A 24,960-nucleotide genomic window follows, 5' to 3' on the forward strand; every position below is an offset into this window, starting at 1 on the left:
TGCGGCCTTTATGCTATAATAAAACAAGTCAACGCGGGGTGGAGCAGCCCGGTAGCTCGTCAGGCTCATAACCTGAAGGCCGCAGGTTCAAATCCTGCCCCCGCAACCAAAAATTACAAAGAAATTCAACATGAAAGCCCTCCCATTGTGGAGGGCTTTCGTGCGTTTTGGGGCTAGCACAACTCAAGCACAAATCCGGCCTCTCATTTGACTATTCCCCTATGCCGGTGATTCCATCCTCTTGAAACAACTGAAAAGGGAACGGAGGCAGGCGTGGCAAGTCATGAAATCCTCGGTGGGAAGGTCAACGTCTACCGGCGAGGGGGCCTCACCTGGCATTGCTCCGCCTCTCTCAAAGGCCAGCAGTATCGCACCAGCACCAAGGAAACGGGTGCTCGAGCAGGCCAAGTCCCTTGCCGAGGACTGGTATCTCGGTTTGCGCGGCAAGCTGGCGGGTTTGATCAAGACCGAGGCGACCTTTGCCATAGCAGCCAAGAAGTTTGAACGGGAATACGCCATCATCACCGAAGGCGAGCGCAGGCCACACATCTTAGGCAGCGTCCCAAACCCGATTGACGATATTGGCAGCTAAGGCTGCCCTGATGCGATGGCGATCTTCTGGCACTCGACGTCTCTACTCGGCAGTTTGAGCGTTCTCTTGCCTGCCAAGATGGAACATCCGGCGCGGAAGCACGGCGAGGGCCGTCAGTCCCCCGTATGCGATCGCCGCGGCCGCCACGATCTGGAAAAGGGAATTGAGACTTGCCTGAAACCAGATCACCGAAGCCCACCCGACGAAAGCTGCCAGGATCATCCTGACTGTTCCGGCAAGAACCGGGAGTAAAACACGCTTCAGTCCCTGGCTTGCAAAATAAAGCGCCAGTCCCAATCCAACTGCACCATAAGCCGGTGCGACAATTTGCAGATACTGGGAGCCTAGCTGCTGCACATCCGGGTCCGCCGTGAATAATCTCATCCAGGTCATGGGGAACAGAGTGGCCAGAATGCCGATTGTCTGCGTGAGGCCGAATGCGATACCTGCGCCAACCCAGGCGACCCGGCGGGCGCGTTCGATCTGACCCGCTCCGATATTAATCCCAACCATGGTGACGATAGCGGTTCCAAGACCGAAGATGATGGGGATTTGCAGATAATCTAACCGCGATGCGATGCCGAACCCCGCAATTGCGTCTGCGCCGAAGTGGCCGACGGCTGCCGTTACGAACGTAACCGTCAGATTGACCTGGATCGTGCCGACTGCGGAAGGCAGGCCGACACCCAGAATGTCCTTGAACAGTCGACCTTGCAGCGGAACGATTTTGAACTTTAGCGGGCTGCTTGAGGAGCGCAGGTATAGGGCAAGCACCAGTGCCGCGGTGAGATAATAAATGAAGACCGCAGCGCCTCCGCCTGCCACGCCGAGCTGCGGGAAGGGGCCCCAGCCGAAAATCAACGGCGGCGACAAGACGAGGAGAAGGAACGCGCCGGAGATGATGACGAGGGCAGGCACGTTCACGTTACCAGCGCCCCGCAGGGTTGCCGAAAGCAAAGCCGTGATCCAGATGGGAATAGAGCCTGCGAACACAATTCCTGAATAGAGGAGGGCGGCATTAAGGGTTTCTCCAGTCCCTCCCATTGAGCGGTAGAGCACAGGTCCAAGAAAGATTGCAGCGACTGAGAAAATAGCTCCGAATACTGTGGCCAGAACAATCGAATGCCAGACAAGCCCATCGGCATCAGCGTAGCGGTTGGCACCCAGCGCTCGGGCCACAGCCGAGGAAACTCCCCCTCCAATCCCGCCATTCGACATCATTTGCATCAGCATGAGGACCGGAAAGACGAGGGTCACGCCCGCTAAAGCCTCGGTCCCAAGGAAACTGACGAAGTATGTTTCCGCGACCCCAACAAAGGTCTGGACCACGAGAACGACGACCGTGGGCAATGCCAGCCGGAACAGTGTGGGCGTGATTGGTCCATGAAGAATTCCACGTGGTGTCTTCTGCGAAATTGTTGAGACATGAGAATTTGTGCTGTCAGGCATATCGGCCATGGCTGATCCTAAAAAGTTCTCCGAGGCTCTGCTCCGCTCCCAAGGCCATGGGCTCGCAACCGGTTCTCAGAATTTGAAAATAGATTGTTTTTGAAATCTAAATTATATAGAGTGCATTCGCAATCTAAAATAGCGCTTCCGAGCGTGAAACCGGAGCCCGTGCAGGTGTTCAAAACCCATGTTTCAGATCAAGGATCGATAAAAGCTGAAATGGTGGAAAACCCGCTTGTCGGGAATCTATGCTTTGCCGTGCAGCGGACAAACCGCATCATTTCCCGCCAGATCAACGATGCATTGCGCTCGACAGGACTAACGGCAGAGCAGATATTTCTTCTTGCAGCGATTGGTGAAGCAGGTTCCCCTCGAATATCGGAGGTTTCGCTACTTCTTGGCCTTGACCACTCAACCGTCGTTTCAAATCTAAAACCCTTGGTGAGGAAGAATTGGGTGACGATGTCCGTGGATGTCGATGATCGCAGGGCACGAAGGCTTCTGCTCACCGACAACGGGAGCGCTCGGCTTGCAATGGCATTTGAGCGTCTTCAGGAACTTGGAGACGCGCTGATGAAAAAGGTTGGCGGCACGCAGAATACTCTTGGCCTGTGCCGGATGCTTAGCGAGCTATCAACAGCGTGCGCTTGACATAGGCCGCGCGGGCGACCGGCAGATGAGTGCAAGGATACGGCCATCACCCCTTATTTTCCGCGCCGTCTTCCTGCACTACCTCCTCGTGGGGCTGTGCCTTTAATCCAGCCACTTCGGTCTCCAGGCGGGCCAGCCGTTTTTCCAGCGCGATGAGGTAGTCTCCCTGCGGATCGTCGATACCCAGGACGGCATCTTCCCACGATCGCCATTTTTCTCGAAAACGCTTCAACATTTCAAATCTCCATGGCCATCAATTTTACAAATCGGCGCTTGCAGGCCCCAAAGTATGAGCGAGCATCACGCCATTCGCTCCGAAAGGCGGATCACCTCCGCCGGTTGCCTCAAACCTGTGGCGACGACTGAAACTCTCAGCCGCCCTTCAAGCGCGTCATTGAATGTCGCGCCGACCACGATATTGGCGTCGTCATCGACTTCCTCGCGAACACGTGTTGCCGCTTCGTCGACATCAAAAAGGGTCATGTCCGGTCCGCCGGAGATCGAGACGAGAAGGCCTTTCGCTCCCCTGACAGACGCTTCATCGAACAGCGGATTGGCAATCGCTGCCTCGGCGGCATGTCGGGCGCGGGCGTCTCCCGTTGCCTCGCCCGTGCCCATGACCGCTCGGCCCATGTCACGCATGACGGACCTTACATCGGCGAAATCGAGATTGATCAATCCTTCCTTGACGATCAGATCGATGACAGAACTGACCCCGGCATGCAGCACATGATCTGCCATTTCGAATGCATCTGCGAAGGTCGTCTTCGCATCGGCAATCCGGAACAGGTTCTGATTGGGGATGATGATCACCGTGTCTGCACATTCACTGAGACGCTCGATTCCCTGCCGCGCTGTTCGCATTCGCTGCGTACCTTCGAATGTGAAGGGCATGGTGACGACGCCGACGGTCAGTATGCCTGCCTTGCGCGCAGCATGGGCGATAACGGGTGCGGCACCTGTTCCCGTTCCGCCCCCCATGCCCGCCGTCACGAAACACATATGGGTTCCGTGGAGGTGATCCATAATCTCGTCAATTGACTCTTCGGCGGCCGCCTGTCCAATATCGGCCAATGATCCGGCGCCAAGTCCCTCCGTGACGGTCGGGCCAAGCTGGATAAGCCGTGGCGCTTTTGACATGGACAAAGCCTGTGCATCGGTGTTCGCAACGATAAACTCCGCGCCCTTGAGATCGTGAATGATCATGTTGTTGACAGCATTGCCGCCGCCACCGCCGACGCCGATGACGGCAATCCTTGGCTTGAGGAGCGTTATGCCGGGCGGTGAAACGATAGTCGTTGGTTGCATGGTGGGAGCGTCCTGGTGGAGACTTTGTTCAAAGGGGATCACGCGCGGGGGTTAATCAGCTAACGATTGCCTCTCCTCGGCCAGCGTCGAAACACTGCGCTGGCATTGACGCCACCGAAGCCGAAGCCATTGGATATCGCATATTCAACATCGAGGGGTCGGGCATCGTTTGCGACAAAGTCGATGCCATTGGCTTCAAGGTCCGGTGAACTGAGATTCAAGGTAGGGGGCGCGATCTGGTGCTGGAGCGCCAGGATCGTAAAAATAGCCTCAAGGCCGCCGGCTGCCCCCAGCAGGTGCCCCGTCGCCGACTTCGTGCCGCTGACAGCGATCGACTTCCTTTGGCCGAACAGGCTCTTGATTGCTCTGAGCTCTCCGAGATCTCCAACCGGGGTCGAAGTCGCATGCGCGTTCAGATGGCCGATTTCGTGCGGCGCGATACCAGCCTGAGCGATGGCGATTTGCATTGCCCTGCGGGCGCCGCTTCCATCTTCCGGCCCGGAGGTAATATGATGGGCGTCGGCGGTCGTTCCATATCCAACGAGTTCTGCTATCGGCGTCGCACCACGAGCAAGGGCGTGGCTTAGGGCTTCAATGACGAGGATGCCTGCGCCTTCACCCATCACGAAGCCGTCGCGCGCGGTGTCGAAAGGACGTGACGCCTTGGCCGGGGTCTCGTTAAAGCCTGTCGATAGTGATCTTGCTGCTGCGAAACCACCAAGGCTGACAATGTTCATACAGGCCTCGGTGCCACCGCAAACCGCAATGTCGGCTTCATTGGATCTGATCAGCCGTGCTGCATCGCCAATCGCCTGAACGCCGGCGGCACATGCCGTCACCGGGGCTCCCAGCGGGCCTCTAAAGCCATGCCGGATAGAGACTTGTCCGGCAGCGAGATTCACGAGAAAGGATGGAATGGTGAAGGGCGAGAGGCGGCGCACGCCGCGTTGGTCGACGGTACGCACCGCCTCCGTTATCGCGGGAAAGCCGCCGATGCCCGATGCGATGATTGTCGCCGTTCTCAGTTTTTCTTCTTCGGAAGCTGGCTTCCAGTTCGCCTGCGCGAGAGCCTCTTCCGCCGCTGCCAGCGCAAAGATGATGAAACGGTCGACCTTGCGTTGATCCTTCGAGGACAGGGTCCTGTCAGGATCAAATCCTCCTTCAGGATCGTCTGCCAGAGAAGGGACCACGCCTCCGATTTTTGACGGCAAATCCCCGACGATGTCATCACCCAGCCGACGGATCCCGCTTTTGCCAGCAAGGAGCCGGGACCAGGAGATATCGACATTCGCACCAAGGGGGCTGACGGCTCCCATTCCCGTGACAACGACACGACGCATTTGCATTCCACCTGTCTATGATCAAAAATTTGGCATGCCTTCGGCGTCCGACCGAATGACCGGTCGTGAACTTGGGACATGCGGTTTGCGCTATACTCGCCTGATACGCGTGCGGATTCGGCTGAGCCGTGACAGCTATCGGCGACGAATATCCAAAAACGGTCTGTTAGTCGCTGCGATCGCGGCCAGCAATGCGCCGGACCTCGCTCGCTGCCGCGTCGAGTACGCTCGTCGACAGCAGTTCATCCTCGATGATCCGCGACAGCGTCACCGCACCGACCATCATGGACAATATTGCCATGGCTTTTCCGCTTCGAGCTCTATCGTCGCCCTCTCCGATGAGTTCTTCGAGCACCTCGAAATGCGCCCGGATACCATCTTCAAACGGGCGCCGAACTTCGGCGGTTTGACGCGCCGCGTCGGAGCCGAGAGCAACAAGCGGGCATCCTTCTGCCTTCTCGCCGCTATGGTCTTTGGAGAGGTAGAAGCTGATGATCGATTCCAGGGGATCTGACGTGTCTGCTGCGGCATCAGACCACCTTCTCGTGGCGCTCTCGAGAGCACGCCGTGATGCGAGCGCCGCAAGATCGTCTTTCGATGCGAACTGTTTGTAGAATCCACCCTGGGTGAGACCTGCACCCTTCATCAGGTCTTTCAGGCCGATCCCGTCGAAACCATGCTCTCGAAACAACCGGCTGGCGACGTTTATCACCCTCTCGCGGTTTTCCTCTGCCTGTACGCGGCTCACTCTCATGTGGACCTCCAATTAGATTTCATTTGACATCTATATGTCTTTTAGAGTTAGAGTGCAATCTAATATTTTTGAACGGGCCGTCAAGAAGGGACGATGAAATGAAACGGAAACTTGTTGTCACTGCAGCAGCAGTGCTGGCGCTGGCCGCAGGCGGAGCCGCAGCACTGCTGCTTCCGGCGCAGGCACCAGAGGCAAAGGCTGCCGATCCCCGGACCTTGGCACCACTGGTCAACCTCGCGACGGCCAGGCTCCCTGGCAATTCGAGCAGCAGCTTTACCGGAACCGTTGGCGCCCGGGTCCAGAGCAATCTCGGCTTTCGCGTTCCCGGAAAGATCGTTGAACGTTTCGTCGACGTCGGGGAGCAGGTGAGCGCTGGCCAGCCATTGATGAGGCTTGACGAGACCGATCTTCGCCTTGCTCTGACCGCCAAGCGAAACGCTGTCATCGCAGCACAGGCGACGTTTGTTCAAGCGAAAGCCGATGAGAAACGCTTTGCCGTGCTGGTGAAGACTTCTGCTGCCTCGACGCAGCAATATGAACGATCGAAGGCCCTGCTGGATACGGCGACGGCACAGTTGGCCGCCGCTCAGGCTGAGGCGAATGTTGCTGAAAACGAGGCCCAATATACGGTTCTTGTTGCCGATGCAGATGGAACCATTGTCGAGACGCTCGGTGAACCGGGCCAGGTGGTAACCGCCGGGCAGCCGGTTGTCCGGCTCGCGAAGTCAGGTCCGCGCGAAGCCATTGTCTGGCTTCCCGAAACCATGCGCCCTGAAATCGGGGTTCAGGCTTCTGCCTCGGTGTACGGCAGAAACAATGTGGAGAAGGCCAAGCTGCGCCAGATCTCCGATTCTGCCGATCAGCAGACCCGCACTTATGAAACGCGCTGGGTGCTTGAAGGGGGGGCTGCAAATGCGCCCCTGGGAGCGACCGTCACCATCGAAATCGAGAACAGGGATGTGCAGAATCATGCCGAACTGCCGATAGGCGCTCTGTTGGATGACGGGACACGGACGGGCGTCTGGGTGATCGATCAGCAATCGTCCGTCGTGAAGTTTCGTGATGTGAACGTGGAGCGGGTGAGCGAAGAGAATGTGGTCGTCACTAATGTCAAGCCGGGAGAGGCGGTCGTTGCGCTTGGCGCACATCTTCTGAAGGATGGAGCGCAAGTTCGCACCAGCGTTGGTACAAAAGAGGCGGCAAACTGATGAACCTCAATCTGTCCGCCCTTGCGGTTCGCGAACGCGCCGTGACGCTGTTCTTCATCGTCCTTCTGTCGCTTGCCGGCGTCTATGCCTTCGTCAAGCTGGGACGCGCTGAAGACCCCTCCTTTACCATCAAGACGTTGACGGTCACGACTGTCTGGCCGGGCGCAACCGCGCGGGAGATGCAGGATCTCGTTGCCGAGCCGCTGGAGAAGCGCATTCAGGAATTGGCCTGGTACGACCGGGTCGAGACAACGACGCGCCCCGGCTTCGCCTATCTTACCGTCACGCTCAAGGACAATACGCCGCCAAGCGCCGTCGCCGAAGAATTTTATCAGGCGCGCAAGAAGCTCGGCGATGAAGCCAGAAACCTGCCGCAGGGTGTTCTGGGACCGTTCGTGAACGACGAATATTCCGACGTCAGCTTCGGCCTTTACGCTCTCAAGGCGCAGGGCATGCCGATGCGCGATCTCGTCCGGGAGGCCGAAAAGATCAGGCAGGACATGCTTCATGTTCCCGGCGTCAAGAAAATCAATATTCTCGGCGAACAGCCGGAGCAGATTTTCGTAGAGTTCTCCTATGAGAAGCTCGCCACGCTCGGCATATCTTCTCAGGACATTGCCGCAGCCCTTCAACGGCGCAATACCGTTACGCCCGCTGGCTCAATAGATACGCAGGGTCCGCAGGTCTTCATTCGTCTCGATGGTGCCTATGACAGTGTTCAGTCTATCGCTGATACGCCCATCGTCGCTTCCGGCCGCGCGTTGAAGCTTTCCGACATTGCTGAGGTACGCCGGGGTTATCAGGAGCCGGCAAGCTATGTCATCCGTCATGACGGCGAGCCGGCCATCATGCTCGGTGTTGTCATGCAACAGGGCTGGAATGGTCTGGAGCTTGGCAAGGCTCTCGAGGAGCGCTCCAGCCGGATCGCACAGTCGTTACCCCTTGGCATAACGCTGACGAAGGTCAGCGATCAGGCTGTCAACATTGATGCGGCGGTGGGTGAATTCATGGTGAAGTTCGCCATGGCCCTCGGCGTGGTGCTCTTCGTCAGTCTCATTGCGCTCGGCTGGCGGGTGGGCATCGTTGTGGCTCTGGCCGTTCCGCTGACGCTGGCTGTCGTCTTCATCATCATGCTCGAGACGGGGCGCTTCTTCGACCGCATCACGCTCGGTGCATTGATCCTGGCACTTGGCCTGCTTGTCGATGACGCCATCATCGCCATCGAGGTGATGGTCGTGAAGATGGAAGAGGGCATGGACCGCATCAAGGCGGCTGCCTATGCCTGGAGCCACACTGCCGCACCGATGCTGTCGGGCACGCTTGTGACCGTTATCGGCCTGATGCCGGTCGGTTTTGCCGCCTCTGCAGCCGGTGAATATGCGGGCAATATCTTCTGGATCGTCGGTTTCGCGCTGATCGTTTCCTGGTTCGTGGCGGTGATCTTTACGCCCTATCTCGGCGTAAAGCTGTTGCCCGATATCAAGCCGGTAGCAGGTGGCCATCATGCGATTTACGATACGCCGAATTACAGACGCCTGCGCGGCGCGATCGAATTCACCGTCAAGCACAAGTTCCTGACCTGCGCCATTGTCGGCGTCGTCATGGCGCTCTCGGTCGTGGGGATGGGTGCAGTGAAGCAGCAGTTCTTCCCCACATCGGACCGCCCTGAGGTTCTCGTCGAAGTCCGCATGCCAGAAGGCACGAGCATCGAAACGACGACCGCCACGGTCAAGAAGCTCGAGGCCTGGTTGAAGCAGCAGCCCGAAGCGAAGATCGCGACCAGTTACATCGGCCAGGGTGCGCCCCGCTTCTTCTTCGCCATGGCGCCCGAACTGCCCGATCCTGCCTTCGCGAAGATCGTTGTGCTGACATCCGACGCCCATGAGCGTGAGGTGCTGAAACTTCGTCTGCGGGAAGCCGTTGCGCAAGGGCTGGCGCCCGAGGCATTCGTGCGCGTCACGCAACTTGTCTTTGGCCCCTACACGCCATTCCCCGTCGAGTTTCGGATCAAAGGACCGGACTCGGAAGAGCTGTACAAAATCTCCGAGCAGGCACTTGCTCTCATGAGCTCTGTACCTGACGTCAGAAATGCCAACCGCGATTGGGGTAACCGCACACCCGTCGTCCGTTTCGTTCCTGATCAGGATCGCCTGAACCTCATCGGCATGTCGTCCGCCGAGGCTGCCCAGCAGATACAGCTCCTGCTGAGTGGTGTTCCCGTGACGCAAGTTCGTGAGAACATCCGAAACGTTCCTGTCGTGGCGAGAAGTGCCGGTGAAATCCGCCTCGATCCTGCAAGGCTAGCCGACTTCTCGCTCGTGACAAGAGACGGCCGTGCGATCCCGCTCGATCAGATCGGCCACACGGAGGTGCGCTTCGAAGAGCCGATCCTCAAGCGTCGTGACAGAACGCCTGTGGTGACGGTCCGATCCGACATTAACGAGGCGACCCAACCGCCGGAGGTTTCGCAACAGGTGATGACCGCTCTTCAGCCGCTCATTGCATCTATGCCTGCTGGCTACACAATCGAGATGGGTGGCAATATCGAGGAATCACTCAAGGCGAATACGGCTCTGGTGAAGGTGTTCCCACTGATGATCGCAGCGACCCTGATCGTCATCATCCTTCAGGTCCGCAGCCTGTCGACGATGACGATGGTGATGCTGACAGCACCGCTCGGTCTTGCAGGCGTCGTGCCGACCCTGATCCTGTTCAACCAGCCTTTCGGGTTTAACGCGATCCTGGGTCTTATCGGCCTGGCGGGCATCCTCATGCGCAACACGTTGATCCTCACCGAGCAGATCAAGGAGAACAAGGCTGCGGGTCTGGACGACTATCATGCCGTGATTGAGGCTACGGTGCAGCGAACGAGGCCCGTCATCCTGACAGCGCTTGCCGCGGTCCTCGCCTTCATTCCTCTGACGCATTCCGTTTTCTGGGGTTCGATGGCCTACACGCTTATCGGCGGCACGGCGGTGGGCACGCTCATCATCCTGCTCTTCCTGCCGGCACTCTATGCTGCATGGTTCCGCATCAAGCCGCCCAAGGCAGAAGTGCATCCAACGGAGCACGGGAATACGGAAACAGCTCAACATTCGCTTGCTGCGGAATAGCCAACCCGCACCTCCGCAGCAGAGGATGCTGCGGAGGGGTCATGCCGCTTTGGCGAGAGTGGCCTGGTTTGTGTGCCCACAGGGCCGTTTCGGAAGCCATGTCTTCGTCCCGCTTCAATCCTGCCAATGAGGAGTCTTTACATGAACCCCGTCGTATCCATTTTCAAATATCCTCCGGATGGGGGTAGAGGATATCACCGGGATATGCGCGTCAGGTGGGCTCTCGAGGAAGTCGGCCAGCCTTACACTCTACGGCACCTGACTTTTTCCGAGATGCGCCGCCCCGAATATCTGGAAATGCAGCCATTCGGCCAGATGCCGATCTACCAGGAGGGCGATCTCGTTCTTTTCGAATCCGGTGCGATCGTGCTTCACATAGCACAGCGTTTCGCCGGCCTCCTTCCCGATGAAGCGAATGCGCGCTCGCGTTCCATCATGTGGATGTTTGCAGCGGTTAATACGATCGAACCCTGTATCGCCTCCGGCAGCGTTGGTCATCTCAGTCAGCGGCTCCAGCAACTGGGCGATACGCTTGGAGGGAAAGAGTGGCTTGAGGGGGCTCAGTTCAGCGCCGGTGATCTCATGATGGTGAGCGTACTGCGGCCGCTCAAGCACTCTGATATTCTGCTGGATAGTCCGGGCTTGCAGGACTACGTCGAAAGAGGCGAGCAACGATCCGCGTTCCAGCGTGCGCTGGGCAATCCACCAGCGGACAGGCGAACGGCGTGACTTGATGGCATAAGCATCCGTCACACCTGTCACTCCTCAGGCAAGAACCGCCGCATTAATTCGACCGATGTTTCCTGCGTCGAGACGACTCACCCCAAGTGTCGTGTTGGCTGACTATCTGCCTCCTCAGTTTCTGCAAATACGTTTTATTTCGCTTGCAATCTAACGTAATTATAGATTACAAGCAAAATCTAAATTGATTTCTGAACCACCCACAATTGGAGAGCTTTAATGTCGTCAGGCAAGATTGTAGTAGTAACCGGTGCATCCTCCGGGATAGGGCAGGCGACCGTAAGGCTGCTATCGCAGAATGGGTTCAAGGTGTTTGCAGGATCGCGCAATCCGGACAAAAGTGGACCGGTTCCTGGTGTCGAGTACGGACGTCTCGATGTGGACAATGGCGAGTCGGTGAAGCAATTCGTCGATTGGGTTCTGTCCCGTTCAGGTCGGATTGATGTCGTGGTGAACAATGCAGGCGTCTCTCTTGTCGGGCCGGTCGAAGGCACGTCGGACGATGAGGCGAAGGCCCTTTTTGAAACCAATCTCTTTGGCCCACTGCGCATGATACGAGCGGTATTGCCTGCGATGCGTCAGCAGAATTCCGGCCTGATTGTCAATGTCAGCTCGGTCCTCGGCTTCCTCCCCGCACCTTATATGGGCCTTTATGCCAGCAGCAAGCATGCCCTGGAGGGACTATCTGAAACGCTTGACCACGAAGTTCGGCAATTCAACATTCGCTCCGTCTTGGTCGAGCCAACGTTCACGAGGACAAGTCTCGATGTCAATGCGAAGCAGACGGAGACGCGCATTGACGACTACGCTCATCAATTAGCCAAATCCAATGAGGCCGTTCTTTCCGCCATTAAGACGTCAAGCAGTCCGCAGACTGTTGCTGCCGAAATCATGGCGGCAATCACAGGTCCTCACAAAATGCGCAGGCCGGTTGGAAAACAGGCTACGCTTCTCAGTCGCCTGAAGCGGTTTGTTCCAGCCAAGGCATTGGATAGCGGCATCAGGAAGACGTTTGGGCTCTCCAGGCTGTAAGCATTCGCGGAATTCGCGCACCACAAGCAGAAAGTAGGGCGTACGGAATTCAGAAACTTCATGTCATCTATCGTCATGACTGACGGGTGCCACAGTCGCGCCGACCGCCACGTCCACTGCAGCGGTCGGTCGCACTGGCGAGAATATGTTAGCGCGCGCTCGGACCGACATGGGTTTAAAGCAGCGTTCACAACTACCAGCCGCCAGTCGATGTCGAACGAGCGCAGCGTGCGACGAAATGCTCTGCCGCCAACCCCAACAGCGGCGCTCCTAGATAGATGAAGGGCGGAGGGAAGTGCACACCCACACTGTCTGGTTCGACGGCCATGCTCATCTCCAATCTTTCCTCAAACCAGCATCCCGCGAGATCGTAAAGCTAAACCTGGCGGATAAGTCTTTGATCAATTGGATGTTTGCCAGTTTCAAAACAAAACCCCGTGCGCCCGCGACGGGGTTTTTTGTGTTTCGGGACTTATGAAATAACGACAAGCGTTAAGCTAACTTCGTCCCGCTTTGTCCTAATGCATAAGCGAAGTTGGAGGCTGCTCACTTCCGTCTGGCCTCTAACCTCGGAACCATCTGCTTTTTCCTTTGTTAGTGCCAACCTAAATGCAGCGCACGTTGTCGAGCCGACGCTCTTAGACAATATGACAGGTGCGTTTTTGCTTCGGAATCGGCGTCAGCGGTAAGGTGCAGCACGCTATGAACAAGTTCTTCACCCTTTTTGCCAGCCGTACCGCGTCCTTTTCAGGCTCGCCCACTGCGTTTGTCGTCGCGCTTGGCACGATCATCGTCTGGGGAGTAAGCGGGCCGCTGTTTGGCTTTTCGGAGGTCTGGCAACTTGTCATCAACACGGGCACCACCATTGTCACCTTCCTCATGATTTTCCTCGTGCAGAATTCGCAGAACCGGGATTCTGCAGCGATGGAAGCAAAGCTGGACGAACTCCTGAGAGCCGTGGAGCAGGCACGCGCAGATTTTATCGGGATCGAGCATCTCACGGAAGAAGAAATCGAGGAGATTCGCGCCCGGCTGGAAAAGGAAAACGGACCTGAAGGCGAAAAGCCACCTCCGCATCACGCCATGGCGCGACTGCTTTCCCGGCGTTAGGTCAGACGGTTTGCCAGCTGGCGGCGGCCGTGGCCGTCTCCTGTCGCCGGGACATAGTCACTTACACCGACATGCGGCAAAGCCCGCTGACAGAAGGAGCTATTATGTCTCTCAAGGTCTTAGCATTGAATGCGACACTCAAGTCTTCCACCTCGGCAGAGCCGTCGTCCACCGAAAAACTGCTGACATTGATCCTTCGGGAGCTCGGCAATCATGATGTGCAAACCGAGACGATCAGGCTCGCCGATCATGACATCAAGGCCGGCGTTACATCCGATGAAGGCGAGGGGGACGCTTGGCCGGCCATCCGTGAAAAGATCGTTGCAGCCGATATTCTTCTGTTTGGAACGCCGATATGGCTCGGACAGCCCTCGAGCGTGTGCAAAAGAGCCCTGGAGCGCATGGATGCATTTCTGGACGAGACCGACGAGCAGGGGCGTATGGTTTCCTATGGGAAAGTCGCCGCGGTGGCGGTCGTCGGAAATGAAGACGGTGCTCACCATGTTTCGGCGGAACTTTTCCAGGCCCTGAATGATGTCGGCTTCACTATTCCCGCAAATGCTGTTGCCTACTGGGTGGGAGAAGCAATGGGTTCGAAGAATTTCGTCGATCTCGATGAAACGCCGGACGCCGTTAAAACCATGGTCAGCATGCTTGTGCGCAACACGGTGCACCTGGCTCTCCTCCTTAAGAACAGTCAATATCCGGGCGACAAGGACTGACGTTATCAGGGCGGCACTGCCGGCTTTTCCGCCAAGGACGTCGTATAAAACGGCTGCAATTCCTCACCATACCCCGTCCGGCGTTGTGGGTAAGGCGATCATCATGTGAGGCGGCATTCTCCCCTGCCGATAATTATTTTCGGAACTCTCTGCATGTCGGTTTGTTCGAGAGGCGTTCATGCCGGCCCGAGATGGGTTTCCCGTCTGTCGGAGGAAACTCCGAAAGGGAGGCTCGCAATCCATGATCCTAGCGGAGGAAAAATCCACATGAAGAAAACTGTTTTCGTTGTGTTGCTCTTAGGCGGCGGTGCGCTGTCGGCTTTCGCCCAGCAGACCCCAACCGCCAATCCGGGTGGCGATACGCCGGCTGTCGCGACACCGGGCGCCAATAATCCGACGGCTCCGGTGGAGGGCGCCAATAGCTTCACTGAAGCGCAGGCCAAACAGAGGATGGAAGAGGCCGGTTACACGCAGGTCAAGGACCTGACGAAGGACGACAAGGGTGTGTGGATGGCATCGGGCATGAAAGGCGGCAAGACCGTGGCCATAGCGCTCGATTATCAGGGCAACGTCGTCGCCAAGTGAGGCGCGCAGGATTTTGGGAGAAGTGACATGAGAACCGTAACCGGACTTTTCGACGACTATGATGATGCAAGTGCCGCCGTTTCCGAACTGGAAAGAGCGGGCGTGCCGTCAAGCGATATCAGCATCGTCGGCAGCAACGCCGACAGGCGGCATGGAGAGGATTCCGATTCCAACGCAGCAGAGGGCGCAGGCACAGGTGCTGGCATCGGCGCACTTGTCGGTGGCGCGGGCGGTCTGCTGACGGGGCTTGGATTGATGGCGATCCCGGGTGTGGGGCCGGTGGTTGCAGCGGGCTGGCTTGCCGCAACAGCGGTCGGTGCAGCGGGCGGCGCCGTTGCCGGTGGCGCGGCCGGCGGGCTTATCGGAGCCATGACCCGCTCGGGCGTTTCCGAAGAGGATGCCAATCTTTACGCCGAAGGGGTGCGCAGGGGCGGTACGCTGGTAACCGCCCGAGTCGAAGATAATCTGGTGCCGGAGGCCGAGGCCGTGCTCAAGCGGCAGGGCTGGGTGGACCCTGCGGAACGCCGCGCGGCCTATCGCGAACAGGGCTGGACGGGCTTCGATGAGGCGTCAAGACCCTTTGCGCCGGAAGATGTTGAGCAGGAGCGTAACCGGTACCGCCGCTCCGCAATTTGACGAACTCACCCGTCAGCCGGGGGCATGGTTTTGCCATCGCCTCCGGTCAACGTTTTGCAGGAACTGACATGGCCAAAAAACCAGATTCCACCTCATCATCCGCCACCGCCACCATTCACGACCAGAAGCTTGTTCCGGGGGATGGTGGCGAATTGCACCAGACTGCGGCCGGCGACGAGCCCGTGCTAACGACCGCGCAGGGCGGGCCGGTTGCAGACGACCAGAATTCCCTTCGGGTCGGTTCTCGCGGGCCGCTTGTCGTGGATGATTTCCATTTTCGCGAGAAGATCTTCCATTTCGATCATGAGAGAATTCCCGAGCGCGTGGTTCACGCCCGCGGTTACGGCGCACACGGCTATTTCGAGACTTACGACTCCCTTGCCGCCCATACCAAGGCCGATCTGTTTCAGCGGGCGGGTGAAAAGACCCCGGCCTTCGTGCGGTTCTCGACCGTCGCCGGCAACAAGGGGTCGGCCGACCTTGCGCGGGATGTGCGCGGTTTTGCCGTGAAGCTCTACACCAGGGAGGGAAACTGGGACCTTGTCGGCAACAACATTCCCGTCTTCTTCATTCAGGATGCGATCAAGTTTCCGGATCTCATCCATGCCGCCAAGCAGGAGCCTGATCGCGCCTTTCCGCAAGCACAAACCGCGCATGACACCTTCTGGGATTTCATCAGTCTCACGCCTGAAAGCATGAACATGGTCATGTGGATCATGTCGGATCGGACCATTCCGCGTTCCTTCCGGTTCATGGAAGGTTTCGGGGTCCACACCTTCCGCTTCATCAACGCGAAGGAGCAATCGACCTTCGTGAAGTTTCACTGGAAGCCGAAGCTCGGATTGCAGTCGGTGGCGTGGAACGAGGCGGTCAAGATCAACGGCGCCGATCCCGATTTTCACCGGCGCGATCTTTGGACGGCGATCCAGTCCGGCAATTTTCCGGAATGGGAGTTGCAGGTTCAGCTTTTTGATCAGGATTTCGCCGACAGCTTCGATTTCGACGTTCTCGACCCCACCAAGATCATTCCCGAGGAGATATTGGCGCCGAAACCGGTCGGCCGGCTTGTCCTAGACCGGATGCCGGACAATTTCTTTGCCGAGACCGAACAGGTGGCGTTCATGACGCAGAACGTGCCGCCGGGCATCGATTTCAGCAATGATCCGCTGCTGCAGGGCAGGAATTTTTCCTATCTCGATACGCAGCTCAAGCGTCTCGGCGGGCCGAACTTCACGCATTTGCCCATCAATGCGCCCAAGTGTCCTTTCGCGCATTTCCAGCAGGATGGCCATATGGCGATGCGCAATCCGACCGGACGGGCGAATTATCAGCCCAATTCCTTCGGGGAAGGGCCAAGGGAATCGCCGTCGCGTGGATTCCAGCATTTCCCTGCCGAGGAGCAGGGCGCCAAGGCAAGGTTGCGGCCGGAAAGTTTCGCCGATCACTATAGTCAGGCGCGCCAGTTCTACATCAGCCAGACGCCACCTGAACAACGTCATATCGCATCGGCGCTCACCTTCGAACTCAGCAAGGTGGAAACTCCCGTCATCCGTGAGCGGATGGTCGCGCATCTTCTCAATATCGACGAAACGCTTGCCGCGACGGTGGCGCAGAAGCTCGGCCTGCAAGCCATGCCGAAACCGGCGGATGCCGCCATGCCAACCCGTCAGGATCTGGAGCCGTCGCCGGCGCTCAGTATCGTTCAGCGGGGTCCCAAACGGTTCGAGGGTCGCAAGCTCGGCATTCTCATTACCGACGGCGTAGACGCCAAGCTGCTGAAGGGACTGACCAAAGCGGTCGAGGCGGAAAAAGCTGTCTTCGAGCTTATCGCGCCCAAGGTCGGCGGGGTAACGGCGTCGGACGGCACCGTCGTCGAGGCACATCACATGATTGATGGCGGGCCTTCGGTGCTTTTCGATGCGGTGGCGCTGCTGACATCGGCGGCGGCCATCGATGAGCTGATCAAGGAGGCAACTGCGCGGGATTTCGTCGCCGATGCGTTCCAGCACTGCAAATTCATTGGCTACGACCAGTCGGCGCTGCCGTTACTGGAAAAAGCGGGAATTGCCGATGTCATGGATGAAGGCATGCTGCCATTGCCGGGTGAAGGAGGACTGGCTGCCTTCGTATCAGAGCTCGGCAAACTTCGAGTCTGGGCGCGCGAACCGTCGCTCAAACTCGGCAAGGCCTCCGTGCCGGTCGATAAGCAATGAAACACCCACTCTCACTCACCACCAAGCAACAGGAGACTAAAAATGGCTGAGAAGACATTGGAAGACCTTTTCCTCGATACGGTGAAGGATATTTATTTCGCGGAACGCCAGATTCTCAAGGCGCTTCCGAAAATGGCGCGGGCTGCGCAGTCAGCGGATTTAAAGGCGGCATTCGAAAAGCACAGGGACGAGACCGAGGTCCACGTGGAGCGATTGCAGAATGTCTTCGAGTTGCTCGGCAAGCCGGCACGCGGCAAGACCTGCGAAGCGATCCAGGGCATTATCTCGGAAGGCGAGGAAATCATGGAGGAGTTCAAGGGCTCTCCCGCGCTCGATGCCGGGCTGATTTCTTCGGCGCAGGCCGTGGAGCACTACGAGATCACCCGTTATGGCACCTTGAAGACATGGGCGGTCGAACTCGGCATGAAGGAAGCGGCCAAACTGTTCGAGCAGACGCTGGGCGAGGAAAGCGCAACGGATACGGCTCTCTCTTCGCTTGCCCAGGCACGCGCCAACGTGAAGGCTAAATCCAAGGCGGCATGAGCCGTCACGCGGACGTGCCGCCGATACCGGCGGCGCGTCCAATTCTACAGTTGTCTCTTTCATGCGAGGCTGAACCATGAGGCTGTTTCGCGACAATGGATTGACGATTGTCCTTGTCCTGACTTCCCTTTTGACGATCGGTGGCATGCTTGCGACCGGCTGGGTCGTTTACAACGAGGAGCTTGCGCAGCATCAGGCGACGCCCCTGACGCTTCTTTCCTACGCAAAGAGCGGCCATTTTCTTTCCGCCCTGTTCGAAAACTGGGAGAGCGAATTTCTCCAGATGTCGGCGTATGTCATGCTGACCGCGTTTCTTTTTCAGAGAGGCTCGTCGGAATCCAAAGACCCCGATAAAGCTGCATCGCAGGACGAAGATCCCGCACAAAAAGCAGATGATCCCGAGGCGCCCTGGCCGGTGAAAGCAGGGGGATTTATCCGCACCCTCTATTCCTATTCTCTGGGATTGGCGCTGTTCTTCCTTTTCATCGTCAGTTTTGTTCTCCATCTGAACTACAGCGCTGACGCAGGGGCAGTGGAAGCCGCCCTGCACGGTGAGCCCGAGACAACGCTATTTGCGCATCTGGGAAGTGTGGAATTCTGGTTTGAATCCTTTCAGAACTGGCAATCGGAGTTTCTTTCGACCGCGGTTCTGGTCATTCTCTCCATCTTCCTGCGCTTCCGCGGGTCGCCGGAATCGAAACCCGTTGCCGCTCCTCACAGCGAGACCGGCGGATAGGGAGGAGGAATTGATCGAGTTTTCTGCCGAGGGAGACTGGCGGCACCTGTGCGTCGACATGCAACGCGTTTTCGCCGAGGATACGCCATGGCATGTCGAATGGATGGACCGCATCAGCGAGGAGGTGGAGGCTGTGGTTCAAGGCGATCCCGCCCGATGCATCTTCACCTGTTTTGTGCCGCCGAAATCTGTCGAGCAGGCCGCCGGTGCATGGCGGGCCTATTATGAAAAATGGCCGATGATGACGCAGCAGTCGCTGGCCCCGGAACTGATCGGTGTTATACCAGCGCTGTCGCGCTACATACCGCCCGCCCGTATCTTTCGTAAAAGCGTGTACTCACCCTGGCTGCATGGAGGCCTTGGCGACATCCTGCGGGAGGAACGGGTTTCAACACTGGTGATTACCGGCGGCGAAACAGATGTCTGCGTTCTCGCCACCGTTCTGGGAGCGATAGACCAGGGTTTTTACGTCATTCTGGTCGAAGACGCGCTTTGTAGCGGAAGGGATGCGACACACGATGCGGCGTTGAAGCTGCTGTCTGGCCGTTTTTCGACGCAGTTGCAGGTGTGCGATACAGCGACCCTCCTTGCGGCGCTTCCCAGGCAATCCGCTCCGCGGTTCATGAGACCCTAATATCAGAATTGCTTCGGGCGATTAGCGGAAGCAGCCAGCGGTCTTCACCGAAGACAAGGAACAAGGCTCCCCTAGCGAAGTTAGGCCGCCTATCTTCACACGAACCGGAGGCTCCACCGTGGCCCAGACCGTTGATCACGAAACCAGCAACAGCCTCAATATCGAGGCGGCCACTCCCAAGGTGATTAAGATCATCGTGGGAGAGCGGACGGTGCTTGAGGGCGTGCTGAACACCGGCAGCGTCTTGAGAGTGCAGACAAAGGAGGGCGCCGAGCCACAATCCATCGAACTTGCGATCGAGGACCTGGCTCGGTGAAGGTTGTGGTGTGCGACCGGATTAACCCTGGAAATTGCCCTCGCTGGTATCTCGTTCGTCATAGTTCAAATCCCAGTCCTTCTCGGGTTTCTTGACGCCGGGCGGCAGTTTGTTGGCGGTTGCGTCGTCCGAACCGGTGATAACCCTTGGCTTCGCGCTCGCCACGTCGTTGTTTTTCGAGGTTTTCTTACCGCGCGCAAATTGCGGTTCGCTGTCCTTGTGAATTTGCTTCAGCTTGTCGTTCTTGTTCATGACATCCTCCTTGATCCCTCCCTAACAGTTTTACAGCACCGCTGTTCCCTCAATGCCTCAGCAAGATCGGAACCTCTCCGTGACGCTGCGGTTAGAAGACCTGCCGGATAGCGGATCCGCCATTCCTGTAACCATAAGCGGAGATGAAGCGATGAGCCCACCCGACAAGGACACCCAGCCGGAGCCCGGTACGGACGATGCCCGCTCCGTCGATACTGAAGAAAGCCGCCGGGATAGGGAACAGGCGAGAAAGAACGCGGAACGCGTGATCGAACAGAGGTGGCGGAGGCAACCGCCCAAGGGTGTAGATGAGGCCTGAAACCAACTGTCCTATCTCCAACTGTCCTATCTAAAGCATCGCGCGCGCCTCCGCTTTTCCAATCGACGTCGTCGAAATCCTCATTGATGTCGCCATTGTACGTTGGCGTACAGCAACCAAGCGTCCGCCGAGACATTTCCCCATAGTGAAAGGATGGGAAAATGGCCAAGCACGCTGTGAGTGGAGTTTCCGGAAACACATTGAGTGAAGCGCAGCTGGAGGAGTTGCGCATCGGTATTGCGGAGCTGGCGCCGGCCCTGACGGCTTTTGCGCGCCGCTTCGTCAGAAATGAGGAGGATGTTGACGATCTCGTTCAGGAGACGATGTTGCGAGGGCTTCGGGCTCTGCATGGTTTCACCCCCGGCACGGCGTTGAAATCATGGCTCTTCACGATTTTGCGCAACACGTTCTGCACTCGCTACAAGGTGTCGAGGCGTGAATGCGTCGGCTTGCCGGTCGGTATCGAGCAATCCATGTCTACCCCTGCCAGCCAGGAATGGCGTGTGCAGCATCAGGAGGTCATGCGGGCTATCCGCCATCTCGACAAGGACCAGAAAAAAGCTCTGCTGCTCGTGGCGGCAGGGACGAGTTATTCCGATGCCGCCGCCATCTGCGGCTGCCGGGTGGGCACCATCAAAAGCCGCGTCAACAGGGCGAGGGAGTCGCTACGTCGAAATCTGGACTGAGTGCTGGTGACAGCCGGCCGCACGCCGCAGACAGGTGGGCGCTACCTGTCCTGCTGGTGACCTTGATGTGTCGTGTTTATCTTTATGTTTGCCTGCCTCCCGGTCTGGGTTGAAACCTTCTGTTCCTTGACGGCGGAGGTTTCTTCCGTGTTCAGACGGTCGTTGTCGCCGGGCCCTTGCTGGCTTCTGTTCTCTTCGGGAATGGGGAGTGTTTTCCTGGTCATGTTACACCTCGTCCGGCATGAGTTCGTGGAGCGACCCGAACCATGCTTGCGCAGGTTTGTTCCCTCGTCCGTCGACGCCTTTCATATTGCAGGCGAGTGACGCCACGGATGGATGAATGGGAAACCGGAACGCATCATTCCGTTCCTGGGCATGACGAGGTACGCGATTATCCGAAACCGTAGAGGAACGTCCTTTAAGACCTCATTGAACCTGAGACCAAGCCGAACCGACAACGCGTAAGGCTGGAAAATCAGCCGACAAGCAATTTGGTTCGAAAATAGAGAGTTGCGAGCCGCTGAAGTTTCAGGGGATCGACAACGCCGCGATCATACATTTTCAGGACGTAGCGGGCGACGTCTGCCCGGCACAAAGCCGGATCGCGTTCTGCGGACAGAACATTCTCGTAGGCTGCCTTAACGATGTTGATGTCTTCGTTCAGAAAAATTCCGGAACTCTGGTACTCGTGATTGGCGTGCATTTCACCTCCTTGAAACGCATCCTGCATTTCACAGCGTGAGGGAAGATGAACCCATACTATAGGGAAATGGCCAAACGTAAATGTTCGGAAGCGTACCGAACGACGATTGAGAAGCCCGTGCGGACTACCGAACCCCGCTGCTTTCGACAATGACGAGGTCGTCAAGCGGGATTTCAGACTGGTATTCGCGCAGAAAGCGGGCGAATACACGATTGCTTTCCTCTTCAGGCATGCCGTAGAGATCGCGCGCATAGTTCTCGAGCATCTCGCGGTTCCTGATCGTAATTCTTCCCCTTTCGGAACGAATGAACCCATGGCTTTCGAGAACGTGGAGGGCGTCCGTTACACTTGCGCGCCTCACGGCCAGCATGGTGGACAAAAAGTCGTGGGTCAGTGGCAGATGATTGCCTTCTATGCGGTCGTGGCACATCAGGAGCCAGCGGGCGAGCCGCTCCGTTACGGACTGGGTGGCATTGGAAGACGCCGTGTATTCCACCTGCGTTCTTGAGATGTGCAGGGCACAGACAAGAATCTCGAAAAAGACCCGATGTTTTTCAAGAAGCGCTTCAAACGACCGCATGTCCATGACAAGGGCTTCGCCGGGAGCCTGTATCACGATTTCGGTCAGGTTTGTTTCCGCGCCAGCGACCGCCCCTGTCGGCACAAATCCCTCTCTCCCGACAAGCCCCGCTTCTGTTTTGCGCTCCGATTTGGTGACGACCACGACGGAGGCAATGCCGGATGACAGGAAGAAAACACGCTCGACGGGCGCGCCGGCGGAAATCAATACATCGCCCAATGCGAGCTTGATGGGCTTACAGACGCCGGTTACGTCACGCCTGATGTCATCTGGCAGAAGAGAAAGCAGAAAATTCTTTTCGCCATCGCCCTCGGCTTGTTTCAACATAACACGTGCCTCGCTTTAATGTCTGATGCCCCCTCCTTGAGCCATCAAAGCGGAAACAATGTTTTCGATGTCTTCCGAACGTCCGGAGAGGACAAAAGGTCCCGGCTCGCTGTCAATAACCGTCTCTGGCACGAAAAAAAGATAAGGAATTGCCTCTTCGTCCAGTTGTTCAGTGAGACGCAGCATGACGTCCGCCTCGTAACGAACGTCAATAATCGCCGCGGCAAATTTGAGAGCGTCTTCACTTTCAATGAAGCTGGCGGAGTAGGGTCCTTCCAGGCCAATCTGGGCATGAAACCACGCCATTCGGATTTCCGATGTAACAGTATCTGTCATGCCGATGATTGCGATGGTGAGGCGTTTAACGGTCTGCATGCTTTACTCCTCGCACACCATCGGCATGCGTGTGCCTGTTCCCCACCATAACGCCTGAGCAAGACGATTTCAGCCGCCCGGTCACTGAATTTATCAAATAAGCGCGAGGGGAGTGCTGCAATGTCAGAAATTGATCCCGAAAAACAGCGGCCAATACTCGAATTCGAGAGGTAATGATCTGATGTTCTAGCGTCTTGCGGCGGAACAATTGCGCATGAGCGGGGTTGGGGCGTCTTCCGGATTGGAAGGATTTCCTTCCTCGAGATGCGAGCCGGTGTTAGCGAGGGAAGATAAGACAATGACCACCATTCCGCTGATCGGTGCCGGTGCGCTTGAGATTTCGCTGGTCAGCCGGCAGTTTCTGATCGCCGACATGAAAGAGGCAATCTCTCTGCTGGAAGAACACTGGCCGGTAAAAACCGGTGTCCACTATCGTCTTGCCCTCAGGAGTTGCCGCCTCGCTCTGTTGCGAAATGGCTCCTCAACCGTTGCGCGGGAACACCTGATTGCCGCGTGCCTGGAGGCGGGCGTGAGCCATAAAGCCGTTTCCACCGATCAAATCCCTTTAGGTCAGTCCATGCGAACTTGTATTCATCCATAGGGGAGGTATCCGATGGCGGGGAAAAATAATGACATGGCTGATGAGCCGCGGGAAAGCATCAGGCCCGAACAGGATATGAACCGACCGGTAAGTGAAAGGCTCGACTCGAAATTCTCGCCCATCGGCATAGATGATGGCGATTTTCGCGGGCGCAAACGGACGTGGAAAACCATGATGGTCTATACGCTGGTCATATTCGCCCTCGCTGTTGCGATTGCACTCTATTTTCTGACAGGAACACATCCCGGCCGCGCGGTGTGAGGCGAGGCCGGGACCGGTTCCGGTCTATACTTTGCCAGCTACCAGATCGAAGCTGCCGATCGATGGAAAGCAGACTTCTTCGCTTCTTCGCCGCAAGGGAATATCCACCTGATAGGGCACAGCCACCATCAGTTGCAGGGAGGTGCGCAACCGGTTCGGTGCCGTCGTGTCGGTCAGGGTCAGATGGGCGGTCGCAGCAAGGCGTTCCGCCTCCTGCGTCGGGACCACATTGCTCTCCAGCAGCTTCGCAGCCGCCAAAGCCAGGTGGCGGCTGGGATAAACTGCCCTCATGACCTCAGAGACGACAACGGCCCACCCGTTCTCATGCGCGATGATTTGATATTCGATGCTCTTTTCCATGGTGTTCAAGCCTCCCTGTTCGGTCGCACCTAACCACGATGGGAAAAGCTTGTTCCTCACGTTGGGGCGATTGCGGCAGGCCGGTTTGGCTAAGTCGTCGCGCCAATGATTTCGCCTATTTTGTGCAGGTCGGAGACGAAGGCGCGGCGCTGTCGATCCGCCTCCTGCCGGTCGCGAAGGCGCAGCAGATAAGAGGGATGGATGGTGACGAGAAGGCGTGCGCCGGCCGGCGTCAAAAGAACATGCCCGCGTTCCTTTGTCACGCCGCTTGCGCGTCCCGTCAGCGCGTAAAAGGCCGTGGCGCCCATTGCGACGATAAGGTCTGGCTCGACGAGCCGCAGTTCTGCACCCAGCCACCAGGCGCAGCGCTGCACCTCCCCGCCGTTCGGGCGGGCATGCAGACGTCGTTTCCCACGCTGCTCGAATTTGAAATGTTTTACGGCGTTGGTCACATAACATTGCGAACGATCCACGCCCGCTTCTTTGAGGCATTCGTCGAGCAGGCGGCCGGCCGGACCAACGAAAGGCCGTCCTTTCAGGTCTTCTTCATTGCCCGGCTGTTCGCCGACGAGGACTACGCGCGCCCGGGTGTCGCCGTCGCCGAAAACAAGCTGGGTGGCGTTCCTGTAGAGATCGCATCTTTCACAGCTTTCCGCTTCCTTGCGCAAAGCGCCAAGTGAGGGCGCGCTGGCGCTTTCGGGCTGGAAGGCGGGTGGCAGACGGTTTTTGCGCGTGCTTCTTGCCAAGGTGCTGGCTCCCCCCAGATACGGCCATTTCTCCCCTGCCGTGACGGTGGGGGTCCACATACCCAAT

At 57.6% G+C, this 24,960-nt stretch carries 29 protein-coding genes, 1 tRNA gene and 1 pseudogene; 19 read left to right on the forward strand and 12 right to left on the reverse strand.

The window, feature by feature from the left end; translation table 11 throughout:
• Positions 1-32: 32 nt before the first annotated feature.
• Both PH605_RS09835 and PH605_RS09840 read left to right on the forward strand, forming a co-directional pair.
• Positions 33-109: transfer RNA gene (locus tag PH605_RS09835), tRNA-Met, on the forward strand.
• A gap of 282 nt (positions 110-391) precedes the next feature.
• Positions 392-592, forward strand: a complete 201-nt coding sequence (locus PH605_RS09840; protein WP_174039661.1) for a hypothetical protein — start codon at positions 392-394, stop codon at positions 590-592.
• Positions 593-634: 42 nt separating this feature from the next.
• On the opposite strand, the gene PH605_RS09845 is transcribed toward PH605_RS09840, so the two are convergent.
• Positions 635-2,050: an MATE family efflux transporter gene (locus PH605_RS09845; protein ID WP_142845000.1), complete on the reverse strand. Its 1,416-nt coding sequence runs from the start codon at positions 2,048-2,050 to the stop codon at positions 635-637.
• Positions 2,051-2,215: 165 nt separating this feature from the next.
• Between PH605_RS09845 and PH605_RS09850 the strand changes: the two genes are divergently transcribed.
• Positions 2,216-2,692, forward strand: coding sequence for a MarR family winged helix-turn-helix transcriptional regulator (locus PH605_RS09850; protein WP_142844999.1), 477 nt, complete (start codon positions 2,216-2,218; stop codon positions 2,690-2,692).
• Between the two features lie 46 nt (positions 2,693-2,738).
• Here PH605_RS09850 and PH605_RS09855 read toward each other — a convergent pair whose 3' ends face one another.
• From PH605_RS09855 to PH605_RS09870, 4 genes are all read right to left on the reverse strand, one after another.
• The gene (locus PH605_RS09855; RefSeq protein WP_078053745.1) at positions 2,739-2,927 is read right to left on the reverse strand and encodes a hypothetical protein; all 189 of its coding nucleotides are present in this window, start codon (positions 2,925-2,927) and stop codon (positions 2,739-2,741) included.
• A gap of 65 nt (positions 2,928-2,992) precedes the next feature.
• Entirely contained in the window at positions 2,993-4,000 is a 1,008-nt protein-coding gene (gene ftsZ, locus PH605_RS09860; RefSeq protein ID WP_080857601.1) for a cell division protein FtsZ, read from the reverse strand.
• 59 nt (positions 4,001-4,059) lie between these two features.
• Positions 4,060-5,340: a beta-ketoacyl-ACP synthase II gene (gene fabF, locus PH605_RS09865; RefSeq protein WP_078053743.1), complete on the reverse strand. Its 1,281-nt coding sequence runs from the start codon at positions 5,338-5,340 to the stop codon at positions 4,060-4,062.
• Between the two features lie 166 nt (positions 5,341-5,506).
• Entirely contained in the window at positions 5,507-6,094 is a 588-nt protein-coding gene (locus PH605_RS09870) for a TetR/AcrR family transcriptional regulator (RefSeq protein WP_044460126.1), read from the reverse strand.
• A 98-nt stretch (positions 6,095-6,192) separates the two neighbouring features.
• Here PH605_RS09870 and PH605_RS09875 point away from each other — a divergent pair, with 98 nt between their 5' ends.
• The 4 genes from PH605_RS09875 (at position 6,193) to PH605_RS09890 (ending at position 12,188) form a co-directional block, all read left to right on the forward strand.
• Complete coding sequence (locus PH605_RS09875) at positions 6,193-7,302, forward strand: efflux RND transporter periplasmic adaptor subunit (protein WP_135398151.1); 1,110 nt, start codon at positions 6,193-6,195, stop codon at positions 7,300-7,302.
• Positions 7,302-10,415, forward strand: a complete 3,114-nt coding sequence (locus PH605_RS09880; RefSeq protein WP_142844998.1) for an efflux RND transporter permease subunit — start codon at positions 7,302-7,304, stop codon at positions 10,413-10,415. Before PH605_RS09875 ends, PH605_RS09880 begins: the two co-directional genes overlap by 1 nt.
• A 141-nt stretch (positions 10,416-10,556) precedes the next feature.
• On the forward strand, positions 10,557-11,144 hold the full coding sequence (locus tag PH605_RS09885; RefSeq protein ID WP_142844997.1) for a glutathione S-transferase family protein: 588 nt from the start codon (positions 10,557-10,559) through the stop codon (positions 11,142-11,144).
• Between the two features lie 231 nt (positions 11,145-11,375).
• Positions 11,376-12,188 (forward strand): oxidoreductase, encoded by an 813-nt coding sequence (locus PH605_RS09890; RefSeq protein ID WP_142844996.1) that lies wholly within the window; start codon positions 11,376-11,378, stop codon positions 12,186-12,188.
• A 176-nt stretch (positions 12,189-12,364) separates the two neighbouring features.
• On the opposite strand, the pseudogene PH605_RS09895 reads toward PH605_RS09890, so the two are convergent.
• Positions 12,365-12,516 (reverse strand): annotated as a pseudogene (locus PH605_RS09895) (isoprenylcysteine carboxylmethyltransferase family protein); the annotation flags it as partial.
• Between the two features lie 374 nt (positions 12,517-12,890).
• On the opposite strand from PH605_RS09895, the gene PH605_RS09900 reads away from it, so the two are divergent.
• The 9 genes from PH605_RS09900 to PH605_RS09940 all read left to right on the forward strand — a co-directional run bounded on the left by PH605_RS09900 (position 12,891) and on the right by PH605_RS09940 (position 19,683).
• Positions 12,891-13,298 (forward strand): low affinity iron permease family protein, encoded by a 408-nt coding sequence (locus PH605_RS09900; protein ID WP_078051580.1) that lies wholly within the window; start codon positions 12,891-12,893, stop codon positions 13,296-13,298.
• 104 nt (positions 13,299-13,402) lie between these two features.
• A complete protein-coding gene (locus PH605_RS09905) occupies positions 13,403-14,020 on the forward strand; it encodes a flavodoxin family protein (RefSeq protein WP_142844995.1) in 618 nt (205 codons plus the stop codon).
• Between the two features lie 267 nt (positions 14,021-14,287).
• The gene (locus PH605_RS09910; RefSeq protein ID WP_078051582.1) at positions 14,288-14,605 is read left to right on the forward strand and encodes a PepSY domain-containing protein; all 318 of its coding nucleotides are present in this window, start codon (positions 14,288-14,290) and stop codon (positions 14,603-14,605) included.
• A 27-nt stretch (positions 14,606-14,632) separates the two neighbouring features.
• The gene (locus PH605_RS09915) at positions 14,633-15,241 is read left to right on the forward strand and encodes a general stress protein (RefSeq protein ID WP_065656238.1); all 609 of its coding nucleotides are present in this window, start codon (positions 14,633-14,635) and stop codon (positions 15,239-15,241) included.
• 68 nt (positions 15,242-15,309) lie between these two features.
• Positions 15,310-17,454, forward strand: a complete 2,145-nt coding sequence (catE, locus tag PH605_RS09920) for a catalase C (protein WP_142844994.1) — start codon at positions 15,310-15,312, stop codon at positions 17,452-17,454.
• Between the two features lie 42 nt (positions 17,455-17,496).
• A complete protein-coding gene (locus PH605_RS09925) occupies positions 17,497-17,997 on the forward strand; it encodes a YciE/YciF ferroxidase family protein (protein ID WP_003520646.1) in 501 nt (166 codons plus the stop codon).
• A 76-nt stretch (positions 17,998-18,073) separates the two neighbouring features.
• On the forward strand, positions 18,074-18,733 hold the full coding sequence (locus PH605_RS09930) for a DUF6766 family protein (RefSeq protein ID WP_161987864.1): 660 nt from the start codon (positions 18,074-18,076) through the stop codon (positions 18,731-18,733).
• A gap of 10 nt (positions 18,734-18,743) precedes the next feature.
• Positions 18,744-19,367 carry a cysteine hydrolase family protein gene (locus tag PH605_RS09935; RefSeq protein WP_161987863.1) on the forward strand — a complete coding sequence of 208 codons (624 nt, stop codon included), beginning with the start codon at positions 18,744-18,746 and terminating at the stop codon, positions 19,365-19,367.
• Between the two features lie 118 nt (positions 19,368-19,485).
• On the forward strand, positions 19,486-19,683 hold the full coding sequence (locus PH605_RS09940) for a hypothetical protein (RefSeq protein WP_078051584.1): 198 nt from the start codon (positions 19,486-19,488) through the stop codon (positions 19,681-19,683).
• Positions 19,684-19,704: 21 nt separating this feature from the next.
• On the opposite strand, the gene PH605_RS09945 is transcribed toward PH605_RS09940, so the two are convergent.
• Positions 19,705-19,935: a hypothetical protein gene (locus PH605_RS09945; RefSeq protein WP_142844993.1), complete on the reverse strand. Its 231-nt coding sequence runs from the start codon at positions 19,933-19,935 to the stop codon at positions 19,705-19,707.
• A gap of 480 nt (positions 19,936-20,415) precedes the next feature.
• Between PH605_RS09945 and PH605_RS09950 the strand changes: the two genes are divergently transcribed.
• A complete protein-coding gene (locus PH605_RS09950) occupies positions 20,416-20,940 on the forward strand; it encodes a sigma-70 family RNA polymerase sigma factor (protein ID WP_078051586.1) in 525 nt (174 codons plus the stop codon).
• Between the two features lie 475 nt (positions 20,941-21,415).
• Here PH605_RS09950 and PH605_RS09955 read toward each other — a convergent pair whose 3' ends face one another.
• The 3 genes from PH605_RS09955 to PH605_RS09965 form a co-directional block, all read right to left on the reverse strand.
• The gene (locus PH605_RS09955) at positions 21,416-21,643 is read right to left on the reverse strand and encodes a hypothetical protein (protein ID WP_065656246.1); all 228 of its coding nucleotides are present in this window, start codon (positions 21,641-21,643) and stop codon (positions 21,416-21,418) included.
• Positions 21,644-21,767: 124 nt separating this feature from the next.
• Complete coding sequence (locus PH605_RS09960; protein ID WP_142844991.1) at positions 21,768-22,550, reverse strand: Crp/Fnr family transcriptional regulator; 783 nt, start codon at positions 22,548-22,550, stop codon at positions 21,768-21,770.
• Between the two features lie 15 nt (positions 22,551-22,565).
• Entirely contained in the window at positions 22,566-22,925 is a 360-nt protein-coding gene (locus tag PH605_RS09965) for a hypothetical protein (RefSeq protein ID WP_003520657.1), read from the reverse strand.
• A gap of 298 nt (positions 22,926-23,223) precedes the next feature.
• Between PH605_RS09965 and PH605_RS09970 the strand changes: the two genes are divergently transcribed.
• Both PH605_RS09970 and PH605_RS09975 read left to right on the forward strand, forming a co-directional pair.
• On the forward strand, positions 23,224-23,526 hold the full coding sequence (locus tag PH605_RS09970) for a DUF982 domain-containing protein (RefSeq protein ID WP_161987862.1): 303 nt from the start codon (positions 23,224-23,226) through the stop codon (positions 23,524-23,526).
• A 33-nt stretch (positions 23,527-23,559) separates the two neighbouring features.
• Positions 23,560-23,787: a hypothetical protein gene (locus PH605_RS09975; protein WP_223215548.1), complete on the forward strand. Its 228-nt coding sequence runs from the start codon at positions 23,560-23,562 to the stop codon at positions 23,785-23,787.
• 24 nt (positions 23,788-23,811) lie between these two features.
• Here the strand turns inward: PH605_RS09975 and PH605_RS09980 are convergent, their stop codons facing one another.
• Complete coding sequence (locus PH605_RS09980) at positions 23,812-24,147, reverse strand: hypothetical protein (RefSeq protein WP_065656251.1); 336 nt, start codon at positions 24,145-24,147, stop codon at positions 23,812-23,814.
• An 89-nt stretch (positions 24,148-24,236) separates the two neighbouring features.
• Complete coding sequence (locus PH605_RS09985; protein WP_142844988.1) at positions 24,237-24,893, reverse strand: UdgX family uracil-DNA binding protein; 657 nt, start codon at positions 24,891-24,893, stop codon at positions 24,237-24,239.
• Positions 24,894-24,960: the final 67 nt, after the last annotated feature.

Origin of the sequence: Agrobacterium sp. CFBP 3001, assembly GCF_027871605.1 — a bacterium.
GTDB classification, from domain to species: Bacteria; Pseudomonadota; Alphaproteobacteria; order Rhizobiales; family Rhizobiaceae; genus Agrobacterium; species Agrobacterium leguminum.

Bases quoted from the DNA above. Each gene is read 5' to 3' on its own strand.
- PH605_RS09845 (WP_142845000.1), bottom strand. From the start codon at position 2,050: ATGGCCGATATGCCTGACAGCACAAATTCTCATGTCTCAACAATTTCG.
- PH605_RS09855 (WP_078053745.1), bottom strand. From the start codon at position 2,927: ATGTTGAAGCGTTTTCGAGAAAAATGGCGATCGTGGGAAGATGCCGTC.
- ftsZ (WP_080857601.1), bottom strand. From the start codon at position 4,000: ATGCAACCAACGACTATCGTTTCACCGCCCGGCATAACGCTCCTCAAG.
- fabF (WP_078053743.1), bottom strand. From the start codon at position 5,340: ATGCGTCGTGTCGTTGTCACGGGAATGGGAGCCGTCAGCCCCCTTGGT.
- PH605_RS09870 (WP_044460126.1), bottom strand. From the start codon at position 6,094: ATGAGAGTGAGCCGCGTACAGGCAGAGGAAAACCGCGAGAGGGTGATA.
- PH605_RS09875 (WP_135398151.1), top strand. From the start codon at position 6,193: ATGAAACGGAAACTTGTTGTCACTGCAGCAGCAGTGCTGGCGCTGGCC.
- PH605_RS09880 (WP_142844998.1), top strand. From the start codon at position 7,302: ATGAACCTCAATCTGTCCGCCCTTGCGGTTCGCGAACGCGCCGTGACG.
- PH605_RS09885 (WP_142844997.1), top strand. From the start codon at position 10,557: ATGAACCCCGTCGTATCCATTTTCAAATATCCTCCGGATGGGGGTAGA.
- PH605_RS09890 (WP_142844996.1), top strand. From the start codon at position 11,376: ATGTCGTCAGGCAAGATTGTAGTAGTAACCGGTGCATCCTCCGGGATA.
- PH605_RS09900 (WP_078051580.1), top strand. From the start codon at position 12,891: ATGAACAAGTTCTTCACCCTTTTTGCCAGCCGTACCGCGTCCTTTTCA.
- PH605_RS09905 (WP_142844995.1), top strand. From the start codon at position 13,403: ATGTCTCTCAAGGTCTTAGCATTGAATGCGACACTCAAGTCTTCCACC.
- PH605_RS09910 (WP_078051582.1), top strand. From the start codon at position 14,288: ATGAAGAAAACTGTTTTCGTTGTGTTGCTCTTAGGCGGCGGTGCGCTG.
- PH605_RS09915 (WP_065656238.1), top strand. From the start codon at position 14,633: ATGAGAACCGTAACCGGACTTTTCGACGACTATGATGATGCAAGTGCC.
- catE (WP_142844994.1), top strand. From the start codon at position 15,310: ATGGCCAAAAAACCAGATTCCACCTCATCATCCGCCACCGCCACCATT.
- PH605_RS09925 (WP_003520646.1), top strand. From the start codon at position 17,497: ATGGCTGAGAAGACATTGGAAGACCTTTTCCTCGATACGGTGAAGGAT.
- PH605_RS09930 (WP_161987864.1), top strand. From the start codon at position 18,074: ATGAGGCTGTTTCGCGACAATGGATTGACGATTGTCCTTGTCCTGACT.
- PH605_RS09945 (WP_142844993.1), bottom strand. From the start codon at position 19,935: ATGAACAAGAACGACAAGCTGAAGCAAATTCACAAGGACAGCGAACCG.
- PH605_RS09950 (WP_078051586.1), top strand. From the start codon at position 20,416: ATGGCCAAGCACGCTGTGAGTGGAGTTTCCGGAAACACATTGAGTGAA.
- PH605_RS09955 (WP_065656246.1), bottom strand. From the start codon at position 21,643: ATGCACGCCAATCACGAGTACCAGAGTTCCGGAATTTTTCTGAACGAA.
- PH605_RS09960 (WP_142844991.1), bottom strand. From the start codon at position 22,550: ATGTTGAAACAAGCCGAGGGCGATGGCGAAAAGAATTTTCTGCTTTCT.
- PH605_RS09965 (WP_003520657.1), bottom strand. From the start codon at position 22,925: ATGCAGACCGTTAAACGCCTCACCATCGCAATCATCGGCATGACAGAT.
- PH605_RS09970 (WP_161987862.1), top strand. From the start codon at position 23,224: ATGACCACCATTCCGCTGATCGGTGCCGGTGCGCTTGAGATTTCGCTG.
- PH605_RS09975 (WP_223215548.1), top strand. From the start codon at position 23,560: ATGGCTGATGAGCCGCGGGAAAGCATCAGGCCCGAACAGGATATGAAC.
- PH605_RS09980 (WP_065656251.1), bottom strand. From the start codon at position 24,147: ATGGAAAAGAGCATCGAATATCAAATCATCGCGCATGAGAACGGGTGG.